Below are 21,853 nucleotides of genomic sequence, written 5' to 3'. Positions count from 1 at the left end.
CACCGTAGTGTCCGCCCCCGGCGCCGGACCCAGTTACCTGCGCGGCCACGCAGCGCATCGACAGGAGAGACCCTCGTGCCGAAGTCACGTATCCGCAAGAAGGCAGACGACTACACGCCCCCGTCGTCGAAGAAGGCGACGAACATCAAGCTGACCAGCCGCAGCTGGGTCGCTCCGGTGATGCTGGCGATGTTCCTGATCGGCCTGGCCTGGATCGTCGTCTTCTACGTCACGGACGGCGAGCTTCCGATCGACCCGCTGGGCAACTGGAACATCGTCGTCGGCTTCGGCTTCATCGCCGCGGGCTTCGGCGTCTCCACTCAGTGGAAGTAACGAGCCGGGGTAACGGCGAGGGCGGAACGCAAGCCCTGGCCTGAGTTATCCACAGCGCGAGCGGCGCCATCCACAGACCTGGGGAAAGGTCTGAAGATCTGTGGATAACTCTCCGGACGTTGACGCCGGTGTGACTGGTCGGCCCCTTGTGGCCGGCCCGCCCGCCCCTTGCCCTGCCTGGGAAAACCCGGATCAGCGACGCACGGAACAGACGTTCCCCACTTCGTGCACAAGATCGGGCACAGACTGTGGACAACTTGGGGGTACGCGGTGGAAAGCCCGCGTACCCCCAGTCCAAGGCGGCCGCTGCACCCCAGCTCGGGCGGGCCGCACGGCGCCCGCGCTCAGGTGAGCTGCACGGTCCGGACGACCACGGTGACCGCGATCGCCAGGAACACCAGGGCGCAGGTGCCCCACTGCACCAGGGCCCGGCGCTCGCGGGGCGCGTGCACCATGCCGTACGCGATGGCGACACCGGCGACGAGACCGCCGACGTGCGCCTGCCAGGCGATGCCGCTCCAGGTGAACGTGAACAGCAGGTTCAGCGCGAGGAGCGCGATGACCGGGCGCATGTCGTAGTTCAGACGGCGCATCAGGACCGCCGTCGCGCCGAGCAGGCCGAAGATCGCCCCGGAGGCACCGAGCGAGGCGTCGCTGGGATCCGAGACCAGATACGTCAGGGCACTGCCGCCGAGCCCCGACAGCAGATAGAGCGCGAGGAAGCGCGCCCGGCCGAGCGCCGCCTCCAGCGGACCGCCGAGCCACCAAAGACCCAGCATGTTGAACGCGATGTGCCAGATCTCCTGGTGCGTGAACATGGCCGTGACCAGGCGGTACGTATCGCCGTCCGCCACGCCCTCGGTGGCGGGGAACGGCTCCGGCGGCCACCGGCCGATCAGGAACAGATCCCCGACCAGGTCCTCACGGGCGCGGACCGCGATGAACACCAGGACGTTGATCGTGAGGATGATCTTCGTGAGCAGGCGCGGGTCCTGCGTGAGCGTGCCGCCCGCAAGCGTGCGCGGCTGGCTGGCCGCCGGGGCGTGCCCGGTGCCGGAGCCGCCCTGGACGCACTCGGGGCACTGGAAGCCGACCGAGGCACTGATCATGCACTCCGGGCAGATCGGACGCTCGCAGCGGGTGCAGCTGATACCCGTCTCCCGGCCGGGATGCCGGTAGCAGCTCGGCAGGCTCTGCGCGTCCTGCGGGCTGCCTGGCGCCTGGTCCATCACGGTCCCCTCTGGTCTGCCGTACGCGGCGGCGTCGGCATGCTGGTCAACGCACCGCCCCGCCCTCCTCTACGGATGGGCGGGGCGGTTTTGTTCCCTGACGGGCGGGGTCGAGCGCGGAGCGCTCAGCCCTCGCGCGTCTCGACGACGACGGACTCGATGACGACGTCGCTCACCGGGCGGTCCGTGCGCGGGTTGGTCTGCGTGCCGGCGATGGCGTCCACGACCTTCTTCCCGGCGTCGCTGGTGACCTCGCCGAAGATGGTGTGCTTGCGGGTCAGCCACGCGGTCGGGGAGACCGTGATGAAGAACTGGGAGCCGTTGGTGCCCGGGCCCGCGTTCGCCATGGCCAGCAGGTACGGCTTGTCGAAGGCGAGGTCCGGGTGGAACTCGTCCTCGAACTCGTAGCCCGGGCCGCCCGTGCCGTTGCCCAGCGGGTCGCCGCCCTGGATCATGAAGCCGCTGATCACCCGGTGGAAGACCGTGCCGTCGTACAGCTTGTCCGTGGACTTCTTGCCGGTCGCGGGGTGCACCCACTCGCGCTCGCCCTGAGCGAGCTCAACAAAGTTCCTGACCGTTTTGGGCGCGTGGTTCGGCAGAAGCCGGATCTCGATGTCGCCCTGGTTGGTCTTGAGAGTGGCGTAAAGCTGCTCAGCCACGATCTGCCTTCCGTTGTCCTCTGTGACCCTCCGATCCTCGCACGGACCTGTTTGGGACGAGTAGCCGCCGAGCAGGCGCACCTGGAGGCGATCCGTGGCATTGTCGTCGACGGGCCCGACTCGTACCGGAAGCCGTGTCCGGTGCCGCGCCGGAAGCCGTGGCGCACCGGCGGCCACGGCGGACCGACGTGCGCCCCGCGCTCGGGGAATGCCCCGGATGCCCGTCCGCGCGTGCCCCGGTTCCATCCCGGCAGGCATGATCCCGGAAAGGGTGGAAAGGTGACATACCTATACGCCACCAAGGAGGAGGATCCCGTGACCCGCAAAGACAGCGTGCGCGCCGCGGCCGACTCGGCGAAGGAAAGCGCGCGGCACGCCGCGGACGCGGTGGCGCCCTACGCCGAAGAAGCCAAGGACCGGGCCACTCACCTGGCACAGGAGGCGCGCTCGCGCCTCGCCCCGAAGGTGTCGCACGCGGCACACGCCGCCGCCGACCAGGCCCGCGTCCAGTACGGGGCGCACGTCGCGCCGCGCGTGGTGCAGGCGCGCGGGCATGTGCCGCCGAAACTCGACCACGCGGCGCACGAGGCCGCGGCCCGCACCCGCAGGGCCGCCCGCCAGGCCGCCGACTTCTCGAAGCCCCGCATCGAGCACGCCGTGGCCGTCTCCGGTCCGGTCCGCGAGGAGGCGAAGGGCCGGGGAGCGGCGGCGCTCGCCGCACTGCGCGGCCAGGTGTCGCCGCAGGAGATCAAGGAGCTGGCCCGCAGGCAGGAGCGCCGGGCCCGCACCGGCCGCACGGTCAAGCGCCTTGCCGTCCTCGGTCTGCTCGGCGCCGCCGCGGTGGCCGTGTGGAAGTGGTGGGACAAGCAGGCCAACCCGGACTGGCTGGTCGAGCCGCCGGCGGCCACGGAGATCCCCGCCGACCGCACCCCGCTGACCTCGGTGGACGGCAGCGGCCAGGCGTCCCTCGACCCCGAGGTGCAGGCGAAGCAGGCGGAGGCCGAGGCGGAGGGCCGGAACGAGCAAGGCTGACGCCCGGCGCTGGGGGCGAGGCACCACGGGCCTCGCCCCCAGCCCCGCGCCCGGTCGGCCCCGCGTCCGGCCTCAGCCCCTCCAGCCGGGACCGCGCCCGGACCCGAGCCCCCGGCCGAAGCTCCCTCAGGGCTCCAGCCTGCCCTCCACCACGTCCCGGGCCACCCCCGCCAGCTTCCGCTGGTGCGAGCGGGCGTAGCCGCGCAGGAGCGCGAACGACTCGTCCATGGTCAGCGCCCGGCGCGCGGCGAGGACGCCCTTGGCCTGCTCGATCACGAGGCGGCTGCTCAGGGCGTGCTGGAGCTGCCCGGTGAGGGTGTGGGACCGGCGCAGCTCGTCCTCCCGCAGCAGCGCCGAGGCCACGAGGGCCACGAGGGACTGACCGATGGCAAGCCCCTCGTCGGTGACCGGCTCCTCACGGGAGCCGAAGAGCACCAGCGCGCCCACGGTCCGCTCGCGCCCCCGCAGCGGATGGGCCGCGACATGCGTGTACCCCAGGGCCAGCGCCTGCGGTACGTAGTGCGGCCAGCGCAGCCGGGCGACCGGGTTCTCCAGGTCGGTGCGCTCCACGGGACGGCCGGTCTCCTGGCAGTACGGCCCCGGCCCCTCGCCCTCCTGGTACGCCCCCAGGACGAGGTCGCGGGCCCCGGCCTCGGACGCGTACACCTGCGCTTCCTCGGTCTCCGACGACACGCCGAGGACCGCGCAGGCGCGGGTGCCGAGGAGTTCGCAGCCGTGGGAGGCGAGCGCCGCAAGCAGGGCGGGCGGGTCGACCGGTTCTCCGGGGGCGCCGCCCGCGAGTTCCACGAAGGCCTCGGCAAGGCGCTGCTGCGACACGGTCATGGCCAGTCTCCCGGATTCATCTTCAAGTCACCGGACACGATCTTCCGCGCGAGCGCTTCCAGGCTCTCCGCGCCGCTGAACGCCCGCGCCTTGATGAGCGCGAGGGCGTCCTCGACCTGGCATCCCGCGTGCACGGAGAGCATGCCCGCCGCCTGCTGCACCACGTCCCGGTGGTCGATGCCGCCGTACAGCTCGGGATCGGCGTCCGGGTCGAGGAGGACCGTGCGGGTCAGCGCCCCGACGATCTCCGCGAACGCCCGGGTGCCGACGAGGCCGGGGCGCGGGTCGAACACCGCGAGCGCGCCGAGGCAGTGGTCGGCGGAGCCCAGCGGGACCGCGGCGACCTCCCGGATGCCCAGCGCGGTGAGGGCCGGGCCGTAGCAGGGCCAGCGCGTCTCGATCTCCTCGTGCGCCACGAAGACCAGGTCCCGGCGGAGCGTGGCGTCCTTGGTGGGCCCCTCGCTGAGCATGAACTCCAGGTCCTGCGCGGCCCGCGCGGGACCGTCGGACGCGGCGACGGCGAGCTGCCGCTGCCGCCCGTCCACGAGGGTGAGCGCCGCGCTGCCCGTGCCGCAGGCCTCGGCGACGCCGCTCATGAACCGCGGCCGGGGCCCTCGCCCCCGCGCCCACCCCGACATGCGGCGCGCGAACGACTCCTGCAGCTGTGCCGACGAGCGGTGACAACCCGCCGCGGAGCGCAGCGCCTCAGCCATTTTCAGGTGTACCTCGCGTCCCGTGGCCGCCGCCAACTCCTCCTGCCGCGAGGCCGCCTCGTCCACGCGGGCGGCCCGCGCCCGCGCGGATGCGGCGCGACGCCAGGCCGTCATCGCCTGGTCGGCATAGCCGTCGCCCTGGGTCATGCTCGAAGCGTACGCCCGGGCTCTCACCCGGAGGAGGGTATTTCGGGCTAGCCGTCGTAAGACGCCCGGGTCCGCGAGGTCTCCGTACCGCTTCCGTACGAAGCGGAGCACATCAGTTCAGGGAGGCGCCCGCGCCGTCCTCGAGCAGGCTGGTGCCTTCCTCCATCAGCAGGACGACGCCACCGTGGTGGCCGTCGAAGGGCGAGCAGACCACGTGGCACATGATGCCGCGGCCGATGCGGTTCACCGCGGACACCACGACCGGACCTGTGCGCTTGCGGGTGTCGAGGCACTTCTGGACCACGGACCGCAGCTCCTCCGTCGGCAGCCCGAAGTCGAGCCCGAAGAACAGCTCGTCCATGACCTCGTCACGGCGCAGCCCCCACAGGTCGGCCGCGCCCCGGTTCCAGCTCTTGACCTTGGTGTCCGTGTCCAGGACCACCACACCCGCCGCGATGCTGCTCATCACGCCCTCCAGGAAGGCGTGCACCTCGTCCAACTCCTCGGTGCGGATCCGGAGTTCCTCGTTCATGGTCTCCAGTTCCTCGTTGCCGGACTGGAGTTCCTCGTTGGTGGTCTCCAGCTCCTCGTTCGTGGACTGGAGCTCCTCGTTCGTCGTCTCCAGCTCCTCGATGCTGGACTGGAGTTCCTCGTTGGTGGTCTCCAGCTCCTCGTTCGTGGACTGGAGCTCCTCGTACGCCGTCTCCAGCTCCTCCCGCACCCGCTTGACCTCGGACTTGAGCCGGGTGGGGACCGTGACGTCGGTGAAGCTGATGATGGTGCCCGACGGCAGCCCGTTGGGACCGGTGAGCGGCTGGATCAGGATGTCGACGTACTGGACGTCGTCGCCGACGCGGCGCTCCACGCTGTTGACGCGCAGCGTCCTGCGCTCGTGCGTGGACTGCTCGATCAGCGAGCGCAGCTCGACGGGGCGGTAGGAGACCTCCAGGTCCTGGAAGGGCCGCCCGCAGTCGTTGGTGGTGAGGCCGAACTGCACCCGCGCCTGGCTGTTGATCAGGACGACCGCTCCCTCGGTGTCGACGGCGACCGCGGGCACCGGCAGGGCGTCCATGATGAGGTCGCGCATCTGGCGGGTGCGCGCCGCGGAGCGCGGTTCGAACGTGACGCCCGCCCGGAGCTTCAGCGGCGCGGGCTGGTAGGGCGGCCCGGCGTCCCCGGGGCGGCGCCGGAAGAGGCGCTGTCGCATGCTGACGACCTGGAAGCGGTCGCCGTCGTTCAGGAGCATCTCGGCCTTGCCGAGGAAGAGGTAGCCGCCCTCGCGCAGCGCGTAGTGGAACCGGTCGATGATCTGCGTCTGCGCCTCGACGTTGAAGTACATCAGGGTGTTGCGGCACACCAGCAGGTCGAGCCGGGAGATGGGGGCGTCCCGGGTCACGTCGTGCCGCCCGAAGATCACCCGGCGCCGCAGGTCGGGCCGGAAGCTGTACTGCGTGCCGTTCTGCTCGAAGTACTTGTCGCGCAGCTCCACCGGCAGGGCCTCCAGGCTCTTGGCGGTGTACAGCGCGGTGCGGGCGTCGCGCAGTGCCTCCTCGTCGACGTCCGTGGCGTAGATCTTGACCCGGTTCAGGCTCTCCTCGATGCCGAGCGCCTCGGCGAACATGATCGCCAGTGAGTACGCCTCCTCGCCGCTGGAGCAGCCCGCGCTCCACACCCTGATCTCGTCCTCGGGCAGCACGGCGGCCAGCAGCTCGGGCAGCACCTCGCTCTGGAGGTACGTCCACGCGTCCGGGTCCCGGAACATCGAGGTCACGTTGATGAGGATGGTGTTGAAGAGCGCGCCGAATTCGTCCGCGCTGGTCTCCAGGCGGTCGCGGTAGTCCGCGTACGAGGTGACGTCGGCGTCCTGCATCCGCTTGCGGATGCGGCGGCCCAGCGAGGAGCGCTTGTACCCGGTGAAGTCGAAACCGCGGGCGTCCCTCAGAAAGCCGAGGAGGTCCTCCAGCTCCTCGTCCGTTTCGGAGTCTCGTGTTTCGCCCATCACTGCCTCTTGGTTTCGACAAGCCCGCGGATGACCGCGGCGATCTCCTCAAGGGGTAGCACGAAGTCAACTGCTCCCGTACCCAGGGCCGCCTCAGGCATGCTCTTGAATTCCGCGGTCTGCGGATCCTGGGCGATGACGGTACCTCCGCGCGTCTTCACGGCGTCCACGCCCATCGCTCCGTCGACACCCGTCCCGGTCAGCACGCACGCGATGGCCTGTGGCCCGTACGCGCCCGCCATCGATTCGAACAAAAGATCCGCCGAGGGGCGTACGAAATGGACGAGGGCGCTGTTCGACAGGGCCAGGACGCCGTCGGAGCCCACCAGCAGATGCCGGTCCGGCGGCGCGACGTACACGGTGCCCGGCAGCACCCGCTCCCCCTCCTCCGCGAGCTTCACTTGCAGCTCCGTGCGGCGGGCGAGCACGTCGGCGATGACCGTGCGGTGGCGCGGGTCGAGGTGCTGGACGACGAGGACGGGCACGGGCAGGTCCTCGCCCAGGTCGCCGAGGAGCACGCTCAGGGCGTGGATGCCTCCGGCCGACGATGCGACGGCCACTACGACATACGCGTCCTCGGCAGTCGCCTCAAAGGGCTGATGAGCCGTCACGGAGGCGAGCCTAGCGGACCTGCCAAGCTGCGACACGGGGCGTGAACGGCGCCTCGGCGCCGTTCACGCACTCGGGCGCGTTACGCCAGGTGGCGCAACCGGGCGTGCGCCGCCCGGCCGCCGCCGTTGTCCTAGCGGACATGGGCTACCACATAGACGGCCCGCAACCAGCGGGCCGAACACGACGTGACGCACTGGGAATCGGCGTGATCCTGCTCGCCTCAGGCGCGCTCGGCATGGCGGGCACACCGCCGGACGACGTCGCGGACCGCGACGACGTCCTTGACCACGAGGACGTCCTGGACCACGACGACCTCGTCGATCCGGACGGCCTCGTCGACCCCGACGACCCCGACGACCTCCTGACCCCGGACGACGTCACGGACCCGGGTGACGTCACGGACCCGCACGACGACTGCGCGGCCGACTACGACCCGCACTTCGAGGACGACCTGGCGGCGGCCGACGCCGCGGTCCCCGAGGTCCGCGCGCTCACGGGCCCGCCACGCCGCTTCGCACGGCCGCTGCGCCGCCGCTTCCGCGTGAGCGCCCGCTACGGCATCCGCGGCAACTGGATCGCGGGCCACCACACCGGCATCGACCTGGCCGTGCCCCGGGGCACCCCGGTGTACGCCGTCGGCTCCGGAGTCGTCGTGCTCGCCCGCTGGTCAGGGGCGTACGGCAAGGCGGTCACGGTGCGCATGCCGGACGGCCACTACGCGCTGTACGCGCATCTGAACCGCATCTCCGTGCGGCAGGGCGCGCGCATCCGCACCGGCACCCGCATCGGCAGCAGCGGCAGCACCGGGCGCGCCACGGGCCCCCACCTCCACCTGGAGATCCGGTCCCGGCGCGGCTACGGCTCGGACATCAACCCGGTCAGATACCTGGCTCGGCGCGGGGTGCGGCTCACCTAGCCCAGGCCTGGGAGGCGCTCAGGTCTGTACGGCGGGGACGAGCTGGGTCACCGGCTGCACCAGGTCCGTGACCTGGTGCAGCTCGTTCAGCCGGTGGAGGCCGCCGAGCTGGCTGGACACCGTCGGCACGTCGTCGTGCTGCGCCTCGGGCAGCGGCATGCGGCCCAGCTCGTCGATGGTGGCCATCGGCGAGATCTCCTTGGCCTCCTGAGCCCCGGTGGACGCGTGGGCGGCGGGCGCCACGAGCGTCGCCGCGCCGGCGGCGAGGGAGACGGCGGCCAGAATGCGTCGTGCTGAAGTCATGCCCTCAGCAACGGCGAAGCCGCCTCCGGGACACGGGCGACCGCCGCATTCCGCCCGCCGCTGGCACTAATGGCCTACAGAAGTACTGATCGAATCGCCCCGCGTGTTCGATATCCAGAAGATCATCGACGATTTCACGCCGTTACTTCACATCAGCGCAACGCGTTAGAGGAATCGCGGCCACACCCACGCGGCCGTGCTTTCCAATTCGAAGGAGAACGTGATGTCTCGCATCGCGAAGGCAGCCGCCCTCACGCTCGGCGCGGGTGCCGTCGTGCTGGGCGGCGCCGGACTCGCCTCGGCGGACGCCGACGCGCACGGCGTGGCCAAGAATTCCCCCGGCGTCCTCTCCGGCAACCTGATCCAGGTGCCGGTCCACGTCCCGGTCAACGTCTGCGGCAACACCATCGACGTCGTCGGTCTGCTGAACCCGGCGTTCGGCAACACCTGCGTCAACAACGGCGGCACCGGCGGCGACGGCGGCTACGGCCACTGAGCACGCCACCAGGAGAAGCCCCCGGCGAGTACGTTCGCCGGGGGCTTCCCGGTTCACGGGGCACTTCGGTGGTGTCCGCGGCGGTGTCACACGTAGCGATAGATCCGCTCGTGGTCGAGCATGTCGCCCGGCGTCGTACGCCACGGGGGCATCGGCTCGTTCCGGGCGACGACGCGGCCGTGCCCCGGCTCACCGAGGCCCGGCGGGCGCTCCGGCAGGAACCGCGCGCCCCTGCGGTGCTCGCGCTCCCAGCGGCTCCACAGCAGGTCCACGAAGGCGTGGTTCAGCCAGAACACCGGGTCGTTCACGGAGCCGCCGCCCAGCATGTGTCCGCCGACCCAGCGGTGCACGCGGTTGTGGTTGCGCCACCGCGCGGTGCCCACGCCGGACGTCCAGCCCTCCAGCTTGTTGCGGAAGCCCCCGTCCGCCCGCGAGTCCCAGGGCGGGACGTCGTACCGGGAATCCTTCATCGCCCACTCCACGTCGGCGGGCGTGGGCAGCTCGATCGGGTTCGAGGGGTTGCCGAACGCGCGGGTGAGGAAGTCCCCGTCGGTGACGCTCTCCTTGATCCGCCAGTGGCCGCCGCGGCGCGCGAACGGGCCCGTGAGCACCTGCCGGTCGCCCGCGCGCCCGTTCCCGCCCAGGAAGTCCTCGCCCCACAGGGACGCGGCCGGGGTGCGGTCGCGCGTCCAGTCCCAGTAGGGGACGGTGACCGCGTCGTCGACGCGCTGCAGGGCCCGCTCGAAGTCGAGCAGGAAGCGCCGGTGCCAGGGCAGGAACGTGGGCGTCATATGGGCGACCCTGAGCCGGTTCTCGCCGTCCGCCACGTAGAAGTCGATGTGCGTGCGGACGAATTCGTCGTACTCGCCCCGGCGCTTCAGGCTCAGTACGGCGTCCACGAATCTGCGCCGCTCGGCCCCGGTCAGCCGGTTCTGGTTCTTGCGTGTGTAGGCCACGCGCGCCCCCTTCACGATCCCTCGCGCCCCGTGCGGCCGGGGCCGTGCCCCTCAGTGCGTGTGACCGCTGAGCCGCGCCGTCACCCCGAGCTCGTCCACGGCCCCGCGGGCGGCCGCGAGCGGGCTCTCGTACGACCCGTAGTGGTCGACCATGGTCAGATAGCTGCCGTCGGCCCGGCGCATGAGGCCGAGCTGCCGGCCGTCGACCGTGACGCGCCACGCCGACGGGCCCGCGCCGCGCTCGCCCAGGACCGGGTCGCCCTGGATGCGCCGCCCCCGGTACATCTCGTCGAAGGAGCCCTCGTCGGGCGCGCCCGGCGGGGTGGCCCGCGCCAGGGCCGCCCGCATCACCCCGACGGAGGCGAGCGTGGCCGCGGCCGCGGCGCCAAGGAGGTGGCGCCGCCCGAGGCGGTGGATCAGTGGCGTACCGGGCGCTGCGGTCATGTGCTCCCTCTCCCGCGACCATGTGCTGCCAAGACCTCTAACCGCCCGACCCCCACGGTCCGTTACGGGCCGGGCGTGGCGGGCCCGGCCGCACCGGAGCCGAGCCCTCGCGGTCCACCGGGTCCGCAGGCGTCAGTTGAGGCCCAGATCGGCCGCGGGCTGCGCGCTCAGCAGGGGCTGGTGCAGGCCGCCGCCGGGCAGGGTGAGCGGCGGCAGGGCGGTGCCGTCGGCGCCCGGCGCGCCCAGCGGCGCTTCGAGCGTGGCGCCCGGCGTGAGGGCGTACACGTCGGAGCCGCGTGCGGACAGGCCCACGCTCTTCAGGCTGTCCTCGCCCACGACGTCCGTCAGCGGGGCCGTGATCTGGACGTCGGGCAGCGCGTTGCCGACCGGGATCTGCGGGACGGCCCGCTCGGGCAGCAGCTTGCCCTCCACATAGCGGGGGCCCTCCAGCTCGCCGCCGGGCAGCGGTACCGGCAGGGTGCTGGTGACCTCGGGGGTCTGCAGGCCCAGGGAGTGCTTGACCCCGTCCAGCGGCACGGTCACGCCGGGGTGGTCCGCCGCGGCCGCGGTCGACGCCGCGCAGGCTGCCGCGGTGCAGGCGAGGGCCGTGGCGATGGCCCCCCTCGTGGTGTGCTTCATGGCTCGGATCCTTTCGCTACGGCGACCGCTCGGTTCGCACAGGCTCAACGAGCCCGCCCCGCGCACCAGCACAAACTTCGCCCGAGCAACCGAATACTCGCTTTAGCGGATGATCCCCTCGACTGATCGCCCCACCGGATTCCGGCCCGGTCGGGAAGCGCGCGGGCACCCGGCCGGGGCCGGGCCGCTCATCAGCCGCGCAGCCGCTGCACCGGCAGCAGGCAGTGCGTGGCGTTGGTGAGGGTCTCCTCGTCGCCCGCGAAGTTCCTCAGGTTCTCCTCCGACACGGGTACGCCGGGCGCACCGTCCGGCCACGCGCGCGTGGTCATGATGAAGTACGCGTGCCCCCGGTCCCGTACGGCGGCGAGCCACTCGGGCGGGACCACACACTGGGCGTTGACGTGCGGCATGGTCACGACCGCCTGCCCGGCCTCGACGAGCAGCGTCACCGGGAGGCTGGGGTTCCGCGCGCCGTCCAGGAGCGGGCCGCCGACCGGCAGACCGGAGTTGTGCAGCAGCGCGCCGACGGCCTCAGCCGAGGCGTCCGGGCCGCCCTCCGCGTCCCCCAGGGGATAGGCCATGAGAAAGGCCATGTCCTTTTCCTCCTCGGGGTGTTCACCGCTCCAGGCGATGACGCCGAGGGTGCCCATGTCGGCCACTCGGAAAGGACGCTGCTCACTCGGTTTCGTGGTCATGGGCGAAACCGTAGCGACGCGCGCGGCACGGTCTTTCGCGCTTGTCACCTAAGTGGCCGAACGGCCGTTCCGCATCACACGTTGGGGTGAGCAGGTCGAACGCGCGTGGCCGCCCGTGGCCGGGCGCGCGAAAGGCCGGTCCGCGGAAAGGGTTCCGCTGACCGGCCTTTGAGTGCCGCGGGCGCCCGGAAGGGCACCGGGCGAGCGTCGCGTGGTGGCCGCGACGCCGCGCGGGCGAAGGTCAGTTGTTCGCGCCGCTGTTGCCGAACGCCGGGTTCAGGGCGCCGATCAGGTTGGCGGTGTTGCCCACGACGTTGACCGGGACGTTCACCGGGATCTGGCCGACGTTGCCCGAGCCGACGCCCGGGGAGTGCGCGGCGTCAGCGGCGGCGTCGGCGTCGGCGAAAGCGGTCCCCGACGCGGCACCCGCGGCCATACCGGCGGCGGCGAGGGCGAGAGCGGCCTTCTTGGCAGTGTTCATCATCAAACCTTCCCTTAGGGTTTAGCTGAAGCCTAGGGGCGTAATTCTGGGGATTCCCGGAATAACACGCCCAAGCATTCTGGGTTTCCCGTTCGGCTCAGGCCACCCGAAGGGAAACGGGAATTCGGACGACTAGTTGGCGAGCGGCAGGCCGCCGAGCAGCTGCGTCGGCCCTCCGGCCGCGTTCAGTCCGTCCGTGGCCGTCTTGACCGTGTTGACGACGGAGTTCTTGTTCTCGGTGTCCAGCATGTTGGTGCTCAGCGGGGCCGCGTCCAGGGTCGGCTGGCTGAGCAGCGTGTCCAGGCCGCCGTTCAGGCTGGTGGGCGTCAGGTCGTTGGCGAAAGCGGGCGCGGCGGCACCGGCGATCGCCATCGATCCAGCGAGGACAGCGGCAGCCTTCAGGGGCTTCATCGTGTTCCTTTCCTGGTAACTCTTGTCACCGTTGGCCGGGTCACCAATGGGCTTCACTCTTCAGGCATTTACTTCTGCCTGGCGTCTCTCTCACCGCTTCTAACGAGCGGAACTCGGCACGGAAACCCCTGAAACTCAAACTTCCCGGAACCCACTCGATGGAAGGGAACCCGCATTTTTCTCATATCAACTGGACTACGCACCCACAGAGTTGACGAACAGCTGTCGCCGTGGGAAGCCGTGGGAATGGGAAGAGGGCATGACGAGACCCGCCGACACCGGTACGCGCCGGTGTGGCGGGTCTCGTCATGCGCGCCCCGGAGAGGACGCGTGCTTTCCCGGTCCGCTCGCTTCCCTGACTACTCCTCGATCGGGAGCGGGACAGGCAGCTTCGGCAGCGGCAGCGCGTCCGTCGGGAGCTTGGGCAGCGGGGGCAGGCCCGGCAGGTTCGGCACCGGAAGGCCGCCGCTGAGCACGGTGGCGACGACCGTGTTGACCAGGCCGGTGAGGACACCGGTGACGGCCGGGACGACCTGCGTGGGGTCGCCGCCCGTGACGGCCTTGATCAGACTGTCCACCGCGGCCTGGAGCGCCTTCAGGGCGTCGTCCTTGACGTCGAGGGGGGCCTGCGCGGCCTGCGGTCCGCCCAGCGGCAGCTTCGGCAGCGCGGCGGGGAGCTGCGGCACGGCCGGAGCCTGCGGCACGGCCGGAGCCTGCGGGACAGCGGCGGCCGGGGGCACGGCGGGCGCGGCCGGGGCCTCGGGGACGGCGGGCACGGCGGCGGGCGGGGCGACCGGCGCCGCAGCGGTGATCTTGGCGATCGCGGCCGTGACGGCCTCGGCGAGCTTGGTGGCGTCGGCGGCGGGGATCTGGCCGTTGTCGGCCTTGAGCGCGGCGTTGAGGAGGTCGGTGACGGGGGTGAGGACAGCGCCCAGGTCGCCGAGCGCCTTCACCTGGCCGAGCAGCGCGTCCGCTCCGGGGAGGGGCACCTCCGCGGCCGTCACTTCCTGGCGGGACTCCGCCTGCATGGCTATGGCCGGTCCGGCCGTGCCGAGGAGAAGGGCCGCGCAGAGCGTGGTGGTCGCGATACGCCGTGCGGGTAGAGCACGCATAGGTCGTTCCCTTTCGGTGGTCCGTCGGATCTTGTGATCACCGTGAAAGGGAGGATCGCCCTCCGCAACCGAGCGGGCGCGTCGCGTCATACCGCCCTGCGGCCCAACTCAGCGTTTGCGCAGGTGAGAAGCCAAAGTAGGGGACGGTTCCAGGGGTGTTGCGGCTACCCGCCATTCGAGTACGGGATCGGGGGCGCGACACGCCGACGGCGTGGGGCCGACACGCCGACACGGGGGGGACCGGCCCGGGGGCCGGGAGCCGCCCCATGGAAACGGCCGCCCCGCAGGCTGCGGGGCGGCCGTACCGATCGACGCGTCAGCTCAGTCGTTGACGCAGGTGTTGCCGAACGCCGGGTTCAGCAGGCCGATCACGTTGATCGTGTTGCCGCAGACGTTCACGGGGACGTGCACCGGCACCTGGATGACGTTGCCGGAGACGACGCCGGGGGAGTTGGTGGCGGCACCCTGCGCGCCGCTGTCGGCGGCGGCGACACCGGCGCCACCGGCCACGGCGGCGGCCGCGACGGCGGAGAGGGCGAGAGCCTTGGTGGTACGCGACATGGAGAGTTGCTCCTTGGTCAAATGACGCTTGTGCCGTGCGGGATGCCCGGCGCGTGGATCAACGGCAGTTCTTGACGGTCGGTTGTGCCCCGGACGGGTGATGGATGGGGCGAGCCATTTCGGTGACAACCGTGTCGCCGTGTTGCCCCGCCGTGCCGCCCGCACCGGCGGCGTTGCCCCACGAACCCTCTGCGGCCTGGGAATTGACCACCCGCTTCACAGTTTCGACACACGCTGCCGGGTCACGGAGAAGGCTCTCGGCTCCCGCTACAGTTGCGCTTCCTCTCGAGGAATTTCAGCCATAGATGTGCTCATGCCACAAATGTGCATATTCACTCGGTTAGCCCGAACTTCGCCCTCCACGCCCCCCCCTCACCGGCTGCCGCGCCCCAGCGCTTCTCCGCTCCTCCCACTCCGGAAGGCCAACGCCGTCATGTGCCACTCCCCGGGCCCGCGTCGCGTCCTCGCCGTCCCGCTGCCGTGCGCCGCGTTCCCGCTGGTGCCCGGGCATGCGGCGGCCGCGCGGGACGGCAGCGGGGAGAAACAGGGTGAGTCGGCAAAGAGGTATCACGCGCCGCGTCGCGGAGGGGTCGTACGCGCCGCCGTCCCGGCGATCAGCTACCGCCGGGTGGTCACCCGGACGGCGGCCCCGGGCCCGGCCCGCCCCTGCCGTCCCCTCGGCGGCCCCCGCCCGGCCCGCGGCCGACGCCCCGTCGCGCGGCGGTAACGCACCTTGCCTCGCACCCATCCAGAGGAATCGCGCATGCCGCAGCCGGTGCTCCCTCCCCCGCGTGTCCTGCACGTCAGCCAGCCCGTGGACGGCGGCGTCGCGCGCGTGGTCCTGGACCTCGTCGCGGCCCAGCGCGCCGCGGGGCTCGACGTCCACGTGGCCAGCCCCGGAGGCGTCCTCGCGGGCGGCCGCGGCCACGCCTGGGCGGCGACCCGCTCCCCCGGGCCCGCGCTGTGGTCCGAGGTCCGCGAGCTCGCCCGCGTCGTGTCGCTCGTACGCCCGGACCTCGTCCACGCCCACAGCGCCAAGGCGGGCCTCGCCGTGCGGCTCGCCGTGCGCGGGCGCGTGCCCACCGTCTTCCAGCCGCACGCCTGGTCGTTCGAGGCCGTCGGCGGGGTGACGGCCGCGCTCGCCCGCGCCTGGGAACGGCACGGCGCCCGCTGGACGGCCCGGCTCGTGTGCGTCAGCGAGGCCGAACGGCACACCGGGCGGCGCGCGGGCGTCGGCGGCGCGGCCCGGGTCGTGCCCAACGGCATCGCCGTCGACCGCTTCCCGCCCCTGGACAGGGGAGCGAGCCGGGCCGCGCTTCCGCTGCCCCCCGCACGCGACGCCGCGACACCCCTGGTGGTGTGCGTGGGGCGGCTGTGCCGGCAGAAGGGGCAGGACGTGCTGCTCCGGGCCTGGCCAGCCGTCACCGCGGCGCTGCCCGCCGCCCGCCTCGCCCTCGTCGGCGACGGTCCCGACGCCGGGGCCCTGCGGGCGCGCGCCGACGGCTCGGTGCTCTTCGCCGGGGCCGTCCCGGACGCGGCGCCCTGGTACCGCGCCGCCGACGTCGTCGTCCTGCCGTCGCGCTGGGAGGGCATGGCCCTGGCCCCGCTGGAGGCCATGGCGTGCGCCCGGCCCGTCGTCGTCACCGAGGTCAACGGCGCGCGCGAGAGCCTGCCGTCCGACCTCGTGCCCCACGCCCTGGTGCCTCCGGAGAACCCCGACGCCCTGGCCCGCGCGCTCATCGCCCTCCTTGAGGACCGGGCGCTGCGCGACCGGCTCGGTGACCGGGCGCGCCACCACGTACTCGACCACCACGACGTGCGGCACACCGCCCGCGCGATCGAGGAGGTCTACCGCGAACTGCTCGGCACGGCACCCCCCACGTACGCGGCCGCCACGAAGGACAGGGAGTGCACCAACCCGTGAGTGCGGAACGAACCGTCACCACCTCGTCAGGGGAGCTGAGACAGCACCAGCAGGACCCGGCCGCGGCCGTCGTCGTGGCGCCCCGGGAGGCGCTGGCCACGCGTGTCGAGCACGGCACCTGGCAGCCCGCGCGCCAACGCCCGGTGCTCTGGCCGCTGTTGGCCGCCGACGGGGCCGCGGCGGCACTCGGGGTGTGCGCGTACGCCGAATACACCTCGGGGTACGACGCCGCCCGGACGTCGGTCACGTCCTGGGCCGCCGCGGTGGCTCTCCTGGCCGCGGTCGTCATCGCGCTCCACGCCCACGGCGGTCTGTACCGGCCTCCGCGGATGCCCCGCGTGCTCGACGAACTGCCCGCGCTCGGCGGCCGCGTGGCGGTCGCCTGGTGCGTGACGGCCACGTGCGCGACGTCGCTGTCCGGGCTGCCCGTCCTGCCGCCGCTCGCCCCGCTCGCCTCCCCGTCGCCCGTCCCGCTCCTGACGGCGTGCGCTGCGCACTGCGCGCTCGGCGCGCTCGGCCGGGCGCTGGTGTACTGGCGTTTCCGCAGGGCGCTCACGCGCGGGCCCCGGCCGGTGCTCGTCCTCGGCCACGGACCGCGTGCCCGCGCGGTCGCCATCGCGCTACTGCGCCAGCCCCGGTGCGGGATGCGCCCGGTCGGCGTCGTCTGCGACCCCGCGGAGCCGGCCGACCGGGGCCAGGACCCGGCGCCCGGCCTTCCGGTGCTCTCCACCGTGGACGAACTCCAGCGCGCCGCCATCCAGAACGACATCCGCACCGTCCTGATCGCCACCGGCCGTACGGACTCCCGCGAGCACTGGCTGCCCGCCCTGCGCGCACTCGGTTGCGACCTGTGGGAGCTCGCCCCGGCGGGCGCCCCCGCACGGCACCAGCACGTGGCCGGGTTCCCGTGCCGCCCGCTGCCGCCCGGCGGTCCGCTCCGCACCAGCCTGCGCAAGCGCGCCCTGGACGTGCTGGTGTCGGCCGCGCTCCTTGTGGTCGCCGCGCCGGTCCTGGTGGTGTGCGCGGCGCTGCTGCGTGCCCTGGAGGGGCCCGGGATCGTGTTCCGCCAGGAGCGCGTCGGCAAGGACGGCCGCCCGTTCACCCTGCTCAAGTTCCGCACCCACCGGCCCGCCGACCCGCAGGAGGCCGCCACCCGGTGGAGCGTCGCCGACGAGCACCGGATGAGCGCGTACTGCCGCTTCCTGCGCCGCACCTCCCTCGACGAGCTGCCGCAGTTGTGGAACGTGCTGCGCGGCGACATGAGCCTGGTCGGGCCGCGCCCCGAACGTCCCTACTTCGTCGCCCAGTTCAGCCAGAAGTACCCCGACTACGCGCACCGCCACCGCATGCCCACCGGCATCACCGGGCTCGCCCAGATCCACGGCCTGCGCGGTGACACCTCCATCGAGGACCGGTGCCGCTTCGACAACACGTACATCGACAGCTGGTCCTTCTGGCAGGACCTGTGCATCCTGCTGCGCACCGTCAGCTGTCTCGTACGACACTCGGGGAGCTGAGGCACGGTGCCCACCGCTGACCACGCGCTGGCGCCGCCGCCCGCATCCGCCCCGCCGTTGCTCACACCGCTGGCGTCCGCGGCACGGCGCGCCGCGCCCGTGCTGCCCGTCGTCGCCGTGGTGGCGCTGCTCGCGCTTCCGGTGCCCTCCGGGGGCTCCGGCGACGGCCCGCAGATCACCGTCGCCGACGTGGCGTCGGGGCTCGTCGTGGCCCTGTGCGTCCTGACCGCCGTACGCTCCGCGCGGCGCCCGCTGACCCGGGCGGCGGCGCTCCTGTTCGGTCTGCCCGTGGTCGGTGTGACGGTCGCCGCGTGTGCCGCGCCGACCGGTGGTGCCGCGCTCGCCGGGGCCGCCCGCTACCTCCAGGTCTTCGTCCTGGTGCCGCTCGCCGTCCTCTCGCTGCTCCGGGACGGCCGTGACGTACGCGTGGTGGCCTGGGCGTTCGTCGGGCTCGCGGGGTGGCAGGGCGGGCTCGGCGTGCACCAGTACGTCACCGGGACCGGCGCCTCGTACATGGGTGAGGACATCCGCGCCGTCGGGACGTTCGGGCCGACGGACGTCATGGGGATGGCCACCGTCGTGTCCTTCGGCCTTGTCTGCGCCCTTTCCCTCGCCTTCCGCGACGGTGCGCCCCGGCAGCGGGCCGCCGCCATCACCTGCGCGGTCCTGCTGCTCGTGCCGCTCGCCCTGTCCTTCAGCCGGGGCGCGTGGATCGCCACCGCGGCGGCCTGCGGCGCGGTCCTGGTGCTCTCCGGGGTGCAGCGGGCGCTGCGCGTGCTGCTCGCCGCGACCGCCGCGGCCGTGGTCCTCGTCGGCGGCTTCGGCGTGGGCTCGCAGATGCTCCAGCAGCGCCTCGGCAGCATCACCGACGTCGCGGACGCGCCCGACCAGTCGGTCACCGACCGGTACACGATGTGGGCCGCCTCCCTCGACATGTGGCGCGAGCGCCCGCTCACCGGCGTGGGCCTCAAGGGCTTCCCCGAGTACCGGGACAGCCACGCCTCGGTCGCGCTCTCCTCCGGCAGCGACACCGCGGGCGCGGGCCACGGCTTCGCCCGCCAGCCGCTCCTCTCCCCGCACAACATGTATCTGCTGATCCTCAGCGAGCAGGGGCTGCTCGGCCTGTGCGCCCTCACGGGCTGCTGGGTGGGCCTCCTGGTGTGCGGGCTGCGGCGCTGGGCCCGCACGCGGGCGCTGCCCGTCACCGCGCCCGGCGACCGCCTGGACTGCGCGCTCCTGGCCTGCGGCCTCCTCGTGTGGCAGCTGGTCGACTTCCTGTACGCCGACATCGGCGGGCCCTCGACGGTGCTCACGGCCGTCGTCCTCGGGGTCGCGGCCTGGTGGGGGGTCGGCGACCACACGCGGCGGCGAGAGGTACCGACACCATGATCACGGCCTCCGGGGGTGGGGACACGGGAGCGCTACGGGCTCCCGGGGAGGCCCCCGTCGACGTCCGTCCGCAAGCGGCGGCCCCTGACGAGGAGGCGGGCCCCGGCGGCGGGCCCGCGCCCTCGCGGGGCGGCAGCTTCCTCGCCAGGGCCGCGCTCGTCACCGCCGCCCTGTCCGTCGCCGGGTCCCTGCTCGGGCTCGCGCGGGACCAGGCGCTCGCGCACTTCTTCGGCGCGGGGACCGACACCGATGCCTTCCTGGTGGCCTGGACCGTGCCGGAGATGGCGGCCACGCTCCTCATCGAGGACGGCCTGGCCTTCTTCCTCGTACCGGCGTTCAGCCTGGCCCTCGCACAGCGCGGGCGCGGCACCGGGCGCGACCCCGTGCGGGCCCTGGTCGCCGCGTCGCTGCCCCGGATGTGTCTGTGCTTCGCGGCCGCCGCCCTGGTCCTCGCCCTCGCGGCGCCCTGGGTGGTGGCGGCCCTGGCGCCCGGCCTGCCGGACCAACGCCTTGCCGTGGACTGCACGCGGCTCACGGCGACCTGCGCGCTCTCCTTCGGCCTCGCGGGCTACTGCAGCGCCGCCCTCCGCGCCCACCAGCGCTACACCGTGCCCGCCACGATCTACGTCGTCTACAACGCGGCCATCATCGCCACGCTCGCCCTGCTCGCCGCGCGGTGGGGGGTCCGGGCGGCGGCGGCCGGGGTCGCGGTGGGCGGCGCGTTGATGGTGGTCGCGCAAGTTCCCTCGCTGGTCCGGCAGTTGCGGAGCGGCCGCGGCACGGGAGGCTCACCGGCGCCGGCCGAGCCGCCCTCCACCCGGCTGCGGACCACCGTCATCTGGACCGTGCTGCTCTTCGCGCTCTGCCGCCAGTCGCAGGTCCTCATCGAGCGGTTCCTGGCCTCGTCGCTGCCCGGCGGCGCCATCTCGCATCTGAACTACGCGCAGAAGGTCGCGCAGATGCCGATGGCCCTGGCCCTGATGCTGTGCACCGTCACCTTCCCCGTCCTGGCCCGGGCGCAGGCCGAAGGGCAGACCCTCAAGGCGCGGGACCGCGTGGAGCGCGACGTCGTGATGGCCGGGTGCGTGGTGCTGCTCGGCGCGGCCGCCGTGATCGCCGGGGCGCATCCGATCATCCAACTCCTCTTCGAGCGCGGCGCGTTCACCCCCGAGGACACCGCCGCCACGGCCTCCGTCATGCGCGTGTACTCGCTGGGGCTCCTCGGCCACACCCTCGTCGGCGCCCTCGCCCGCTCGTACTTCGCGGGCGGCCGCGTCACCTGGGCGCCGGTGACCGCGATGGGCCTCGGCATCGTCGCCACGGCCGGCCTCGGCGTACTGAGCGTCGGCACGTTCGGGGTGTACGGGATCGCCGCCTCCAACGCCATCGGCATCTGCCTCACCGCCACGCTGCTGCTGCGCGGCATGGGCCCGCGCACCGTCCCCATCCGCATCCCCAAGGTCGTCGCGGAGCTGGCCGGGCTCGTGCTCGCCGCCGCCGTCGCCACGCTCCTGGGCGCGCTCTGCGCACGCTCACTGACCGCACCGGTGCCCGCCCTGCTGGCCTGCGGCCCGACCGTGCTCCTGACCTTCGTCCTGGTGGGCTGGTCCCTGCGTGTCGGCCCGCTGGTCTCCGCCGTCTCCGCCCTCGGCCCCGCCCTACGAAAGCTGGCTTCGCGTCATGACCGCTGACACCAGACCCGCCCCCCGCACCGCCGCCACACAGGCGTGGATCGCGATGTACCACTCCGTGGACCGCTGCCCCGACGACCCGTACCGGATCACCGTCACCCCCGAGCGCCTCGACGCCCAGCTCGCCCGGCTGCGCCGCCGCGGTCTCACCGGGGTGTCCATGGCCGAGCTGCTGCGCGCCCGCGCCGAGGGCCGCGCCGACGGGCTCGTCGGCCTCACCTTCGACGACGGCTACCAGGACTTCGTGGACCACGCCCTGCCGCTGCTCCGCCGCCACGGCTGCACCGCCACGCTCTTCGTCCTGCCCGGCCGCCTGGACGGGGACAACGCCTGGGACCCGCTGGGCCCGCGCAAGCCCCTCCTCGGCGCCACGGGCATCCACGCCGCCCACGACAGCGGCATGGAGGTCGCCTCGCACAGCCTCACCCATGTGGACCTCACCCGGGCCGACGACGAGCAGCTCCAGCGCGAGATCGCGGGCAGCCGCAGCGCCCTCGTCCAGCTCATCGGCGCCCCCGTGGACGGCTTCTGCTATCCGTACGGGTACGTCGACACCCGGGTCCGGGACGCGGTCCGCGCGGCCGGGTACCGCTACGCCTGCGCCATCGATCCCGGCCCCCTCGCCGATGACTTCGCCCTGCCGCGCGTCCACATCGGGCAACGGGACATCGGCGCACGACTGTGGCTGAAGGAGCGGCTGAACCGGACTCGGGGGAGGGCGTTGCCGACGGCGGGGAGCACGTCGGCGGGG

The 21,853-nt window shown here is 72.8% G+C and carries 23 protein-coding genes and 1 pseudogene; 9 read left to right on the top strand and 15 right to left on the bottom strand.

Going from position 1 to position 21,853, the window contains the following annotated elements; all coding sequences use genetic code 11:
- Positions 1-75: 75 nt before the first annotated feature.
- Positions 76-333 carry a cell division protein CrgA gene (crgA, locus tag CP982_RS21885; RefSeq protein ID WP_138960810.1) on the top strand — a complete coding sequence of 86 codons (258 nt, stop codon included), beginning with the start codon at positions 76-78 and terminating at the stop codon, positions 331-333.
- Positions 334-677: 344 nt separating this feature from the next.
- Here the strand turns inward: crgA and CP982_RS21880 are convergent, their stop codons facing one another.
- Positions 678-1,562 carry a rhomboid family intramembrane serine protease gene (locus CP982_RS21880; RefSeq protein ID WP_150512074.1) on the bottom strand — a complete coding sequence of 295 codons (885 nt, stop codon included), beginning with the start codon at positions 1,560-1,562 and terminating at the stop codon, positions 678-680.
- Positions 1,563-1,687: 125 nt separating this feature from the next.
- Positions 1,688-2,221, bottom strand: a complete 534-nt coding sequence (locus tag CP982_RS21875; protein ID WP_150512073.1) for a peptidylprolyl isomerase — start codon at positions 2,219-2,221, stop codon at positions 1,688-1,690.
- A gap of 315 nt (positions 2,222-2,536) precedes the next feature.
- Between CP982_RS21875 and CP982_RS21870 the strand changes: the two genes are divergently transcribed.
- Entirely contained in the window at positions 2,537-3,253 is a 717-nt protein-coding gene (locus CP982_RS21870; RefSeq protein WP_150512072.1) for a DUF5324 family protein, read from the top strand.
- Between the two features lie 126 nt (positions 3,254-3,379).
- Here CP982_RS21870 and CP982_RS21865 read toward each other — a convergent pair whose 3' ends face one another.
- The 4 genes from CP982_RS21865 to CP982_RS21850 all read right to left on the bottom strand — a co-directional run bounded on the left by CP982_RS21865 (position 3,380) and on the right by CP982_RS21850 (position 7,566).
- Entirely contained in the window at positions 3,380-4,096 is a 717-nt protein-coding gene (locus CP982_RS21865; RefSeq protein WP_150512071.1) for a GAF and ANTAR domain-containing protein, read from the bottom strand.
- A complete protein-coding gene (locus tag CP982_RS21860; protein WP_150512070.1) occupies positions 4,093-4,956 on the bottom strand; it encodes a GAF and ANTAR domain-containing protein in 864 nt (287 codons plus the stop codon). Before CP982_RS21860 ends, CP982_RS21865 begins: the two co-directional genes overlap by 4 nt.
- A 112-nt stretch (positions 4,957-5,068) precedes the next feature.
- A complete protein-coding gene (locus tag CP982_RS21855) occupies positions 5,069-6,955 on the bottom strand; it encodes a CheR family methyltransferase (protein WP_150512069.1) in 1,887 nt (628 codons plus the stop codon).
- Entirely contained in the window at positions 6,955-7,566 is a 612-nt protein-coding gene (locus tag CP982_RS21850) for a chemotaxis protein CheB (RefSeq protein WP_150512068.1), read from the bottom strand. Before CP982_RS21850 ends, CP982_RS21855 begins: the two co-directional genes overlap by 1 nt.
- Positions 7,567-7,772: 206 nt before the next feature.
- On the opposite strand from CP982_RS21850, the gene CP982_RS21840 reads away from it, so the two are divergent.
- Positions 7,773-8,483, top strand: a complete 711-nt coding sequence (locus CP982_RS21840) for a M23 family metallopeptidase (RefSeq protein WP_229878942.1) — start codon at positions 7,773-7,775, stop codon at positions 8,481-8,483.
- Between the two features lie 18 nt (positions 8,484-8,501).
- Here CP982_RS21840 and CP982_RS21835 read toward each other — a convergent pair whose 3' ends face one another.
- On the bottom strand, positions 8,502-8,786 hold the full coding sequence (locus tag CP982_RS21835) for a hypothetical protein (RefSeq protein WP_150512067.1): 285 nt from the start codon (positions 8,784-8,786) through the stop codon (positions 8,502-8,504).
- A 223-nt stretch (positions 8,787-9,009) separates the two neighbouring features.
- Between CP982_RS21835 and CP982_RS21830 the strand changes: the two genes are divergently transcribed.
- A complete protein-coding gene (locus tag CP982_RS21830) occupies positions 9,010-9,282 on the top strand; it encodes a chaplin (protein ID WP_150512066.1) in 273 nt (90 codons plus the stop codon).
- 86 nt (positions 9,283-9,368) lie between these two features.
- On the opposite strand, the gene CP982_RS21825 is transcribed toward CP982_RS21830, so the two are convergent.
- The 8 genes from CP982_RS21825 to CP982_RS21790 form a co-directional block, all read right to left on the bottom strand.
- Complete coding sequence (locus tag CP982_RS21825) at positions 9,369-10,238, bottom strand: tyrosinase family protein (protein ID WP_150512065.1); 870 nt, start codon at positions 10,236-10,238, stop codon at positions 9,369-9,371.
- 51 nt (positions 10,239-10,289) lie between these two features.
- On the bottom strand, positions 10,290-10,682 hold the full coding sequence (locus tag CP982_RS21820) for a tyrosinase family oxidase copper chaperone (RefSeq protein WP_150512064.1): 393 nt from the start codon (positions 10,680-10,682) through the stop codon (positions 10,290-10,292).
- A gap of 132 nt (positions 10,683-10,814) precedes the next feature.
- On the bottom strand, positions 10,815-11,321 hold the full coding sequence (locus CP982_RS21815; protein WP_150512063.1) for a hypothetical protein: 507 nt from the start codon (positions 11,319-11,321) through the stop codon (positions 10,815-10,817).
- A 191-nt stretch (positions 11,322-11,512) separates the two neighbouring features.
- A complete protein-coding gene (locus CP982_RS21810) occupies positions 11,513-12,016 on the bottom strand; it encodes a DUF5949 family protein (protein ID WP_150512062.1) in 504 nt (167 codons plus the stop codon).
- 241 nt (positions 12,017-12,257) lie between these two features.
- Positions 12,258-12,497, bottom strand: a complete 240-nt coding sequence (locus tag CP982_RS21805) for a chaplin family protein (protein ID WP_144319932.1) — start codon at positions 12,495-12,497, stop codon at positions 12,258-12,260.
- 132 nt (positions 12,498-12,629) lie between these two features.
- Positions 12,630-12,908 (bottom strand): hypothetical protein, encoded by a 279-nt coding sequence (locus CP982_RS21800; protein ID WP_150512061.1) that lies wholly within the window; start codon positions 12,906-12,908, stop codon positions 12,630-12,632.
- Between the two features lie 359 nt (positions 12,909-13,267).
- Positions 13,268-14,020, bottom strand: coding sequence for a hypothetical protein (locus CP982_RS21795; RefSeq protein ID WP_150512060.1), 753 nt, complete (start codon positions 14,018-14,020; stop codon positions 13,268-13,270).
- Positions 14,021-14,341: 321 nt separating this feature from the next.
- Entirely contained in the window at positions 14,342-14,581 is a 240-nt protein-coding gene (locus CP982_RS21790) for a chaplin (RefSeq protein ID WP_030683987.1), read from the bottom strand.
- A 763-nt stretch (positions 14,582-15,344) separates the two neighbouring features.
- Here CP982_RS21790 and CP982_RS21785 point away from each other — a divergent pair.
- The 5 genes and pseudogenes from CP982_RS21785 to CP982_RS21765 form a co-directional block, all read left to right on the top strand.
- Positions 15,345-16,505 (top strand): glycosyltransferase, encoded by a 1,161-nt coding sequence (locus tag CP982_RS21785; protein ID WP_150512059.1) that lies wholly within the window; start codon positions 15,345-15,347, stop codon positions 16,503-16,505.
- On the top strand, positions 16,502-18,022 hold the full coding sequence (locus tag CP982_RS21780) for an exopolysaccharide biosynthesis polyprenyl glycosylphosphotransferase (RefSeq protein ID WP_150512058.1): 1,521 nt from the start codon (positions 16,502-16,504) through the stop codon (positions 18,020-18,022). The genes CP982_RS21785 and CP982_RS21780 overlap by 4 nt, the downstream gene beginning before the upstream one ends.
- 6 nt (positions 18,023-18,028) lie before the next feature.
- Complete coding sequence (locus tag CP982_RS21775) at positions 18,029-19,411, top strand: O-antigen ligase family protein (protein WP_372503392.1); 1,383 nt, start codon at positions 18,029-18,031, stop codon at positions 19,409-19,411.
- Entirely contained in the window at positions 19,408-21,102 is a 1,695-nt protein-coding gene (gene murJ, locus CP982_RS21770; RefSeq protein WP_150512057.1) for a lipid II flippase MurJ, read from the top strand. The genes CP982_RS21775 and murJ overlap by 4 nt, the downstream gene beginning before the upstream one ends.
- Positions 21,092-21,820 (top strand): annotated as a pseudogene (locus CP982_RS21765) (polysaccharide deacetylase family protein); the annotation flags it as partial. The gene murJ and the pseudogene CP982_RS21765, both read left to right, overlap by 11 nt.
- Between the last annotated feature and the right edge of the window lie 33 nt (positions 21,821-21,853).

The organism is Streptomyces spectabilis, from assembly GCF_008704795.1.
Lineage (GTDB): Bacteria > Actinomycetota > Actinomycetes > Streptomycetales > Streptomycetaceae > Streptomyces > Streptomyces spectabilis.
The sequence above is the reverse complement of the archived record's forward strand: the minus strand, read 5'-3'. Positions and strand labels throughout refer to the sequence as shown.

Coding starts and splice junctions, on each gene's coding strand:
- CP982_RS21830 (WP_150512066.1), top strand. CDS start 9,010: ATGTCTCGCATCGCGAAGGCAGCCGCCCTCACGCTCGGCGCGGGTGCC.
- CP982_RS21865 (WP_150512071.1), bottom strand. CDS start 4,096: ATGACCGTGTCGCAGCAGCGCCTTGCCGAGGCCTTCGTGGAACTCGCG.
- CP982_RS21800 (WP_150512061.1), bottom strand. CDS start 12,908: ATGAAGCCCCTGAAGGCTGCCGCTGTCCTCGCTGGATCGATGGCGATC.
- CP982_RS21835 (WP_150512067.1), bottom strand. CDS start 8,786: ATGACTTCAGCACGACGCATTCTGGCCGCCGTCTCCCTCGCCGCCGGC.
- murJ (WP_150512057.1), top strand. CDS start 19,408: ATGATCACGGCCTCCGGGGGTGGGGACACGGGAGCGCTACGGGCTCCC.
- CP982_RS21855 (WP_150512069.1), bottom strand. CDS start 6,955: ATGGGCGAAACACGAGACTCCGAAACGGACGAGGAGCTGGAGGACCTC.
- CP982_RS21820 (WP_150512064.1), bottom strand. CDS start 10,682: ATGACCGCAGCGCCCGGTACGCCACTGATCCACCGCCTCGGGCGGCGC.
- CP982_RS21810 (WP_150512062.1), bottom strand. CDS start 12,016: ATGACCACGAAACCGAGTGAGCAGCGTCCTTTCCGAGTGGCCGACATG.
- CP982_RS21785 (WP_150512059.1), top strand. CDS start 15,345: ATGCCGCAGCCGGTGCTCCCTCCCCCGCGTGTCCTGCACGTCAGCCAG.
- CP982_RS21860 (WP_150512070.1), bottom strand. CDS start 4,956: ATGACCCAGGGCGACGGCTATGCCGACCAGGCGATGACGGCCTGGCGT.
- CP982_RS21790 (WP_030683987.1), bottom strand. CDS start 14,581: ATGTCGCGTACCACCAAGGCTCTCGCCCTCTCCGCCGTCGCGGCCGCC.
- CP982_RS21805 (WP_144319932.1), bottom strand. CDS start 12,497: ATGAACACTGCCAAGAAGGCCGCTCTCGCCCTCGCCGCCGCCGGTATG.
- CP982_RS21815 (WP_150512063.1), bottom strand. CDS start 11,321: ATGAAGCACACCACGAGGGGGGCCATCGCCACGGCCCTCGCCTGCACC.
- CP982_RS21795 (WP_150512060.1), bottom strand. CDS start 14,020: ATGCGTGCTCTACCCGCACGGCGTATCGCGACCACCACGCTCTGCGCG.
- CP982_RS21880 (WP_150512074.1), bottom strand. CDS start 1,562: ATGGACCAGGCGCCAGGCAGCCCGCAGGACGCGCAGAGCCTGCCGAGC.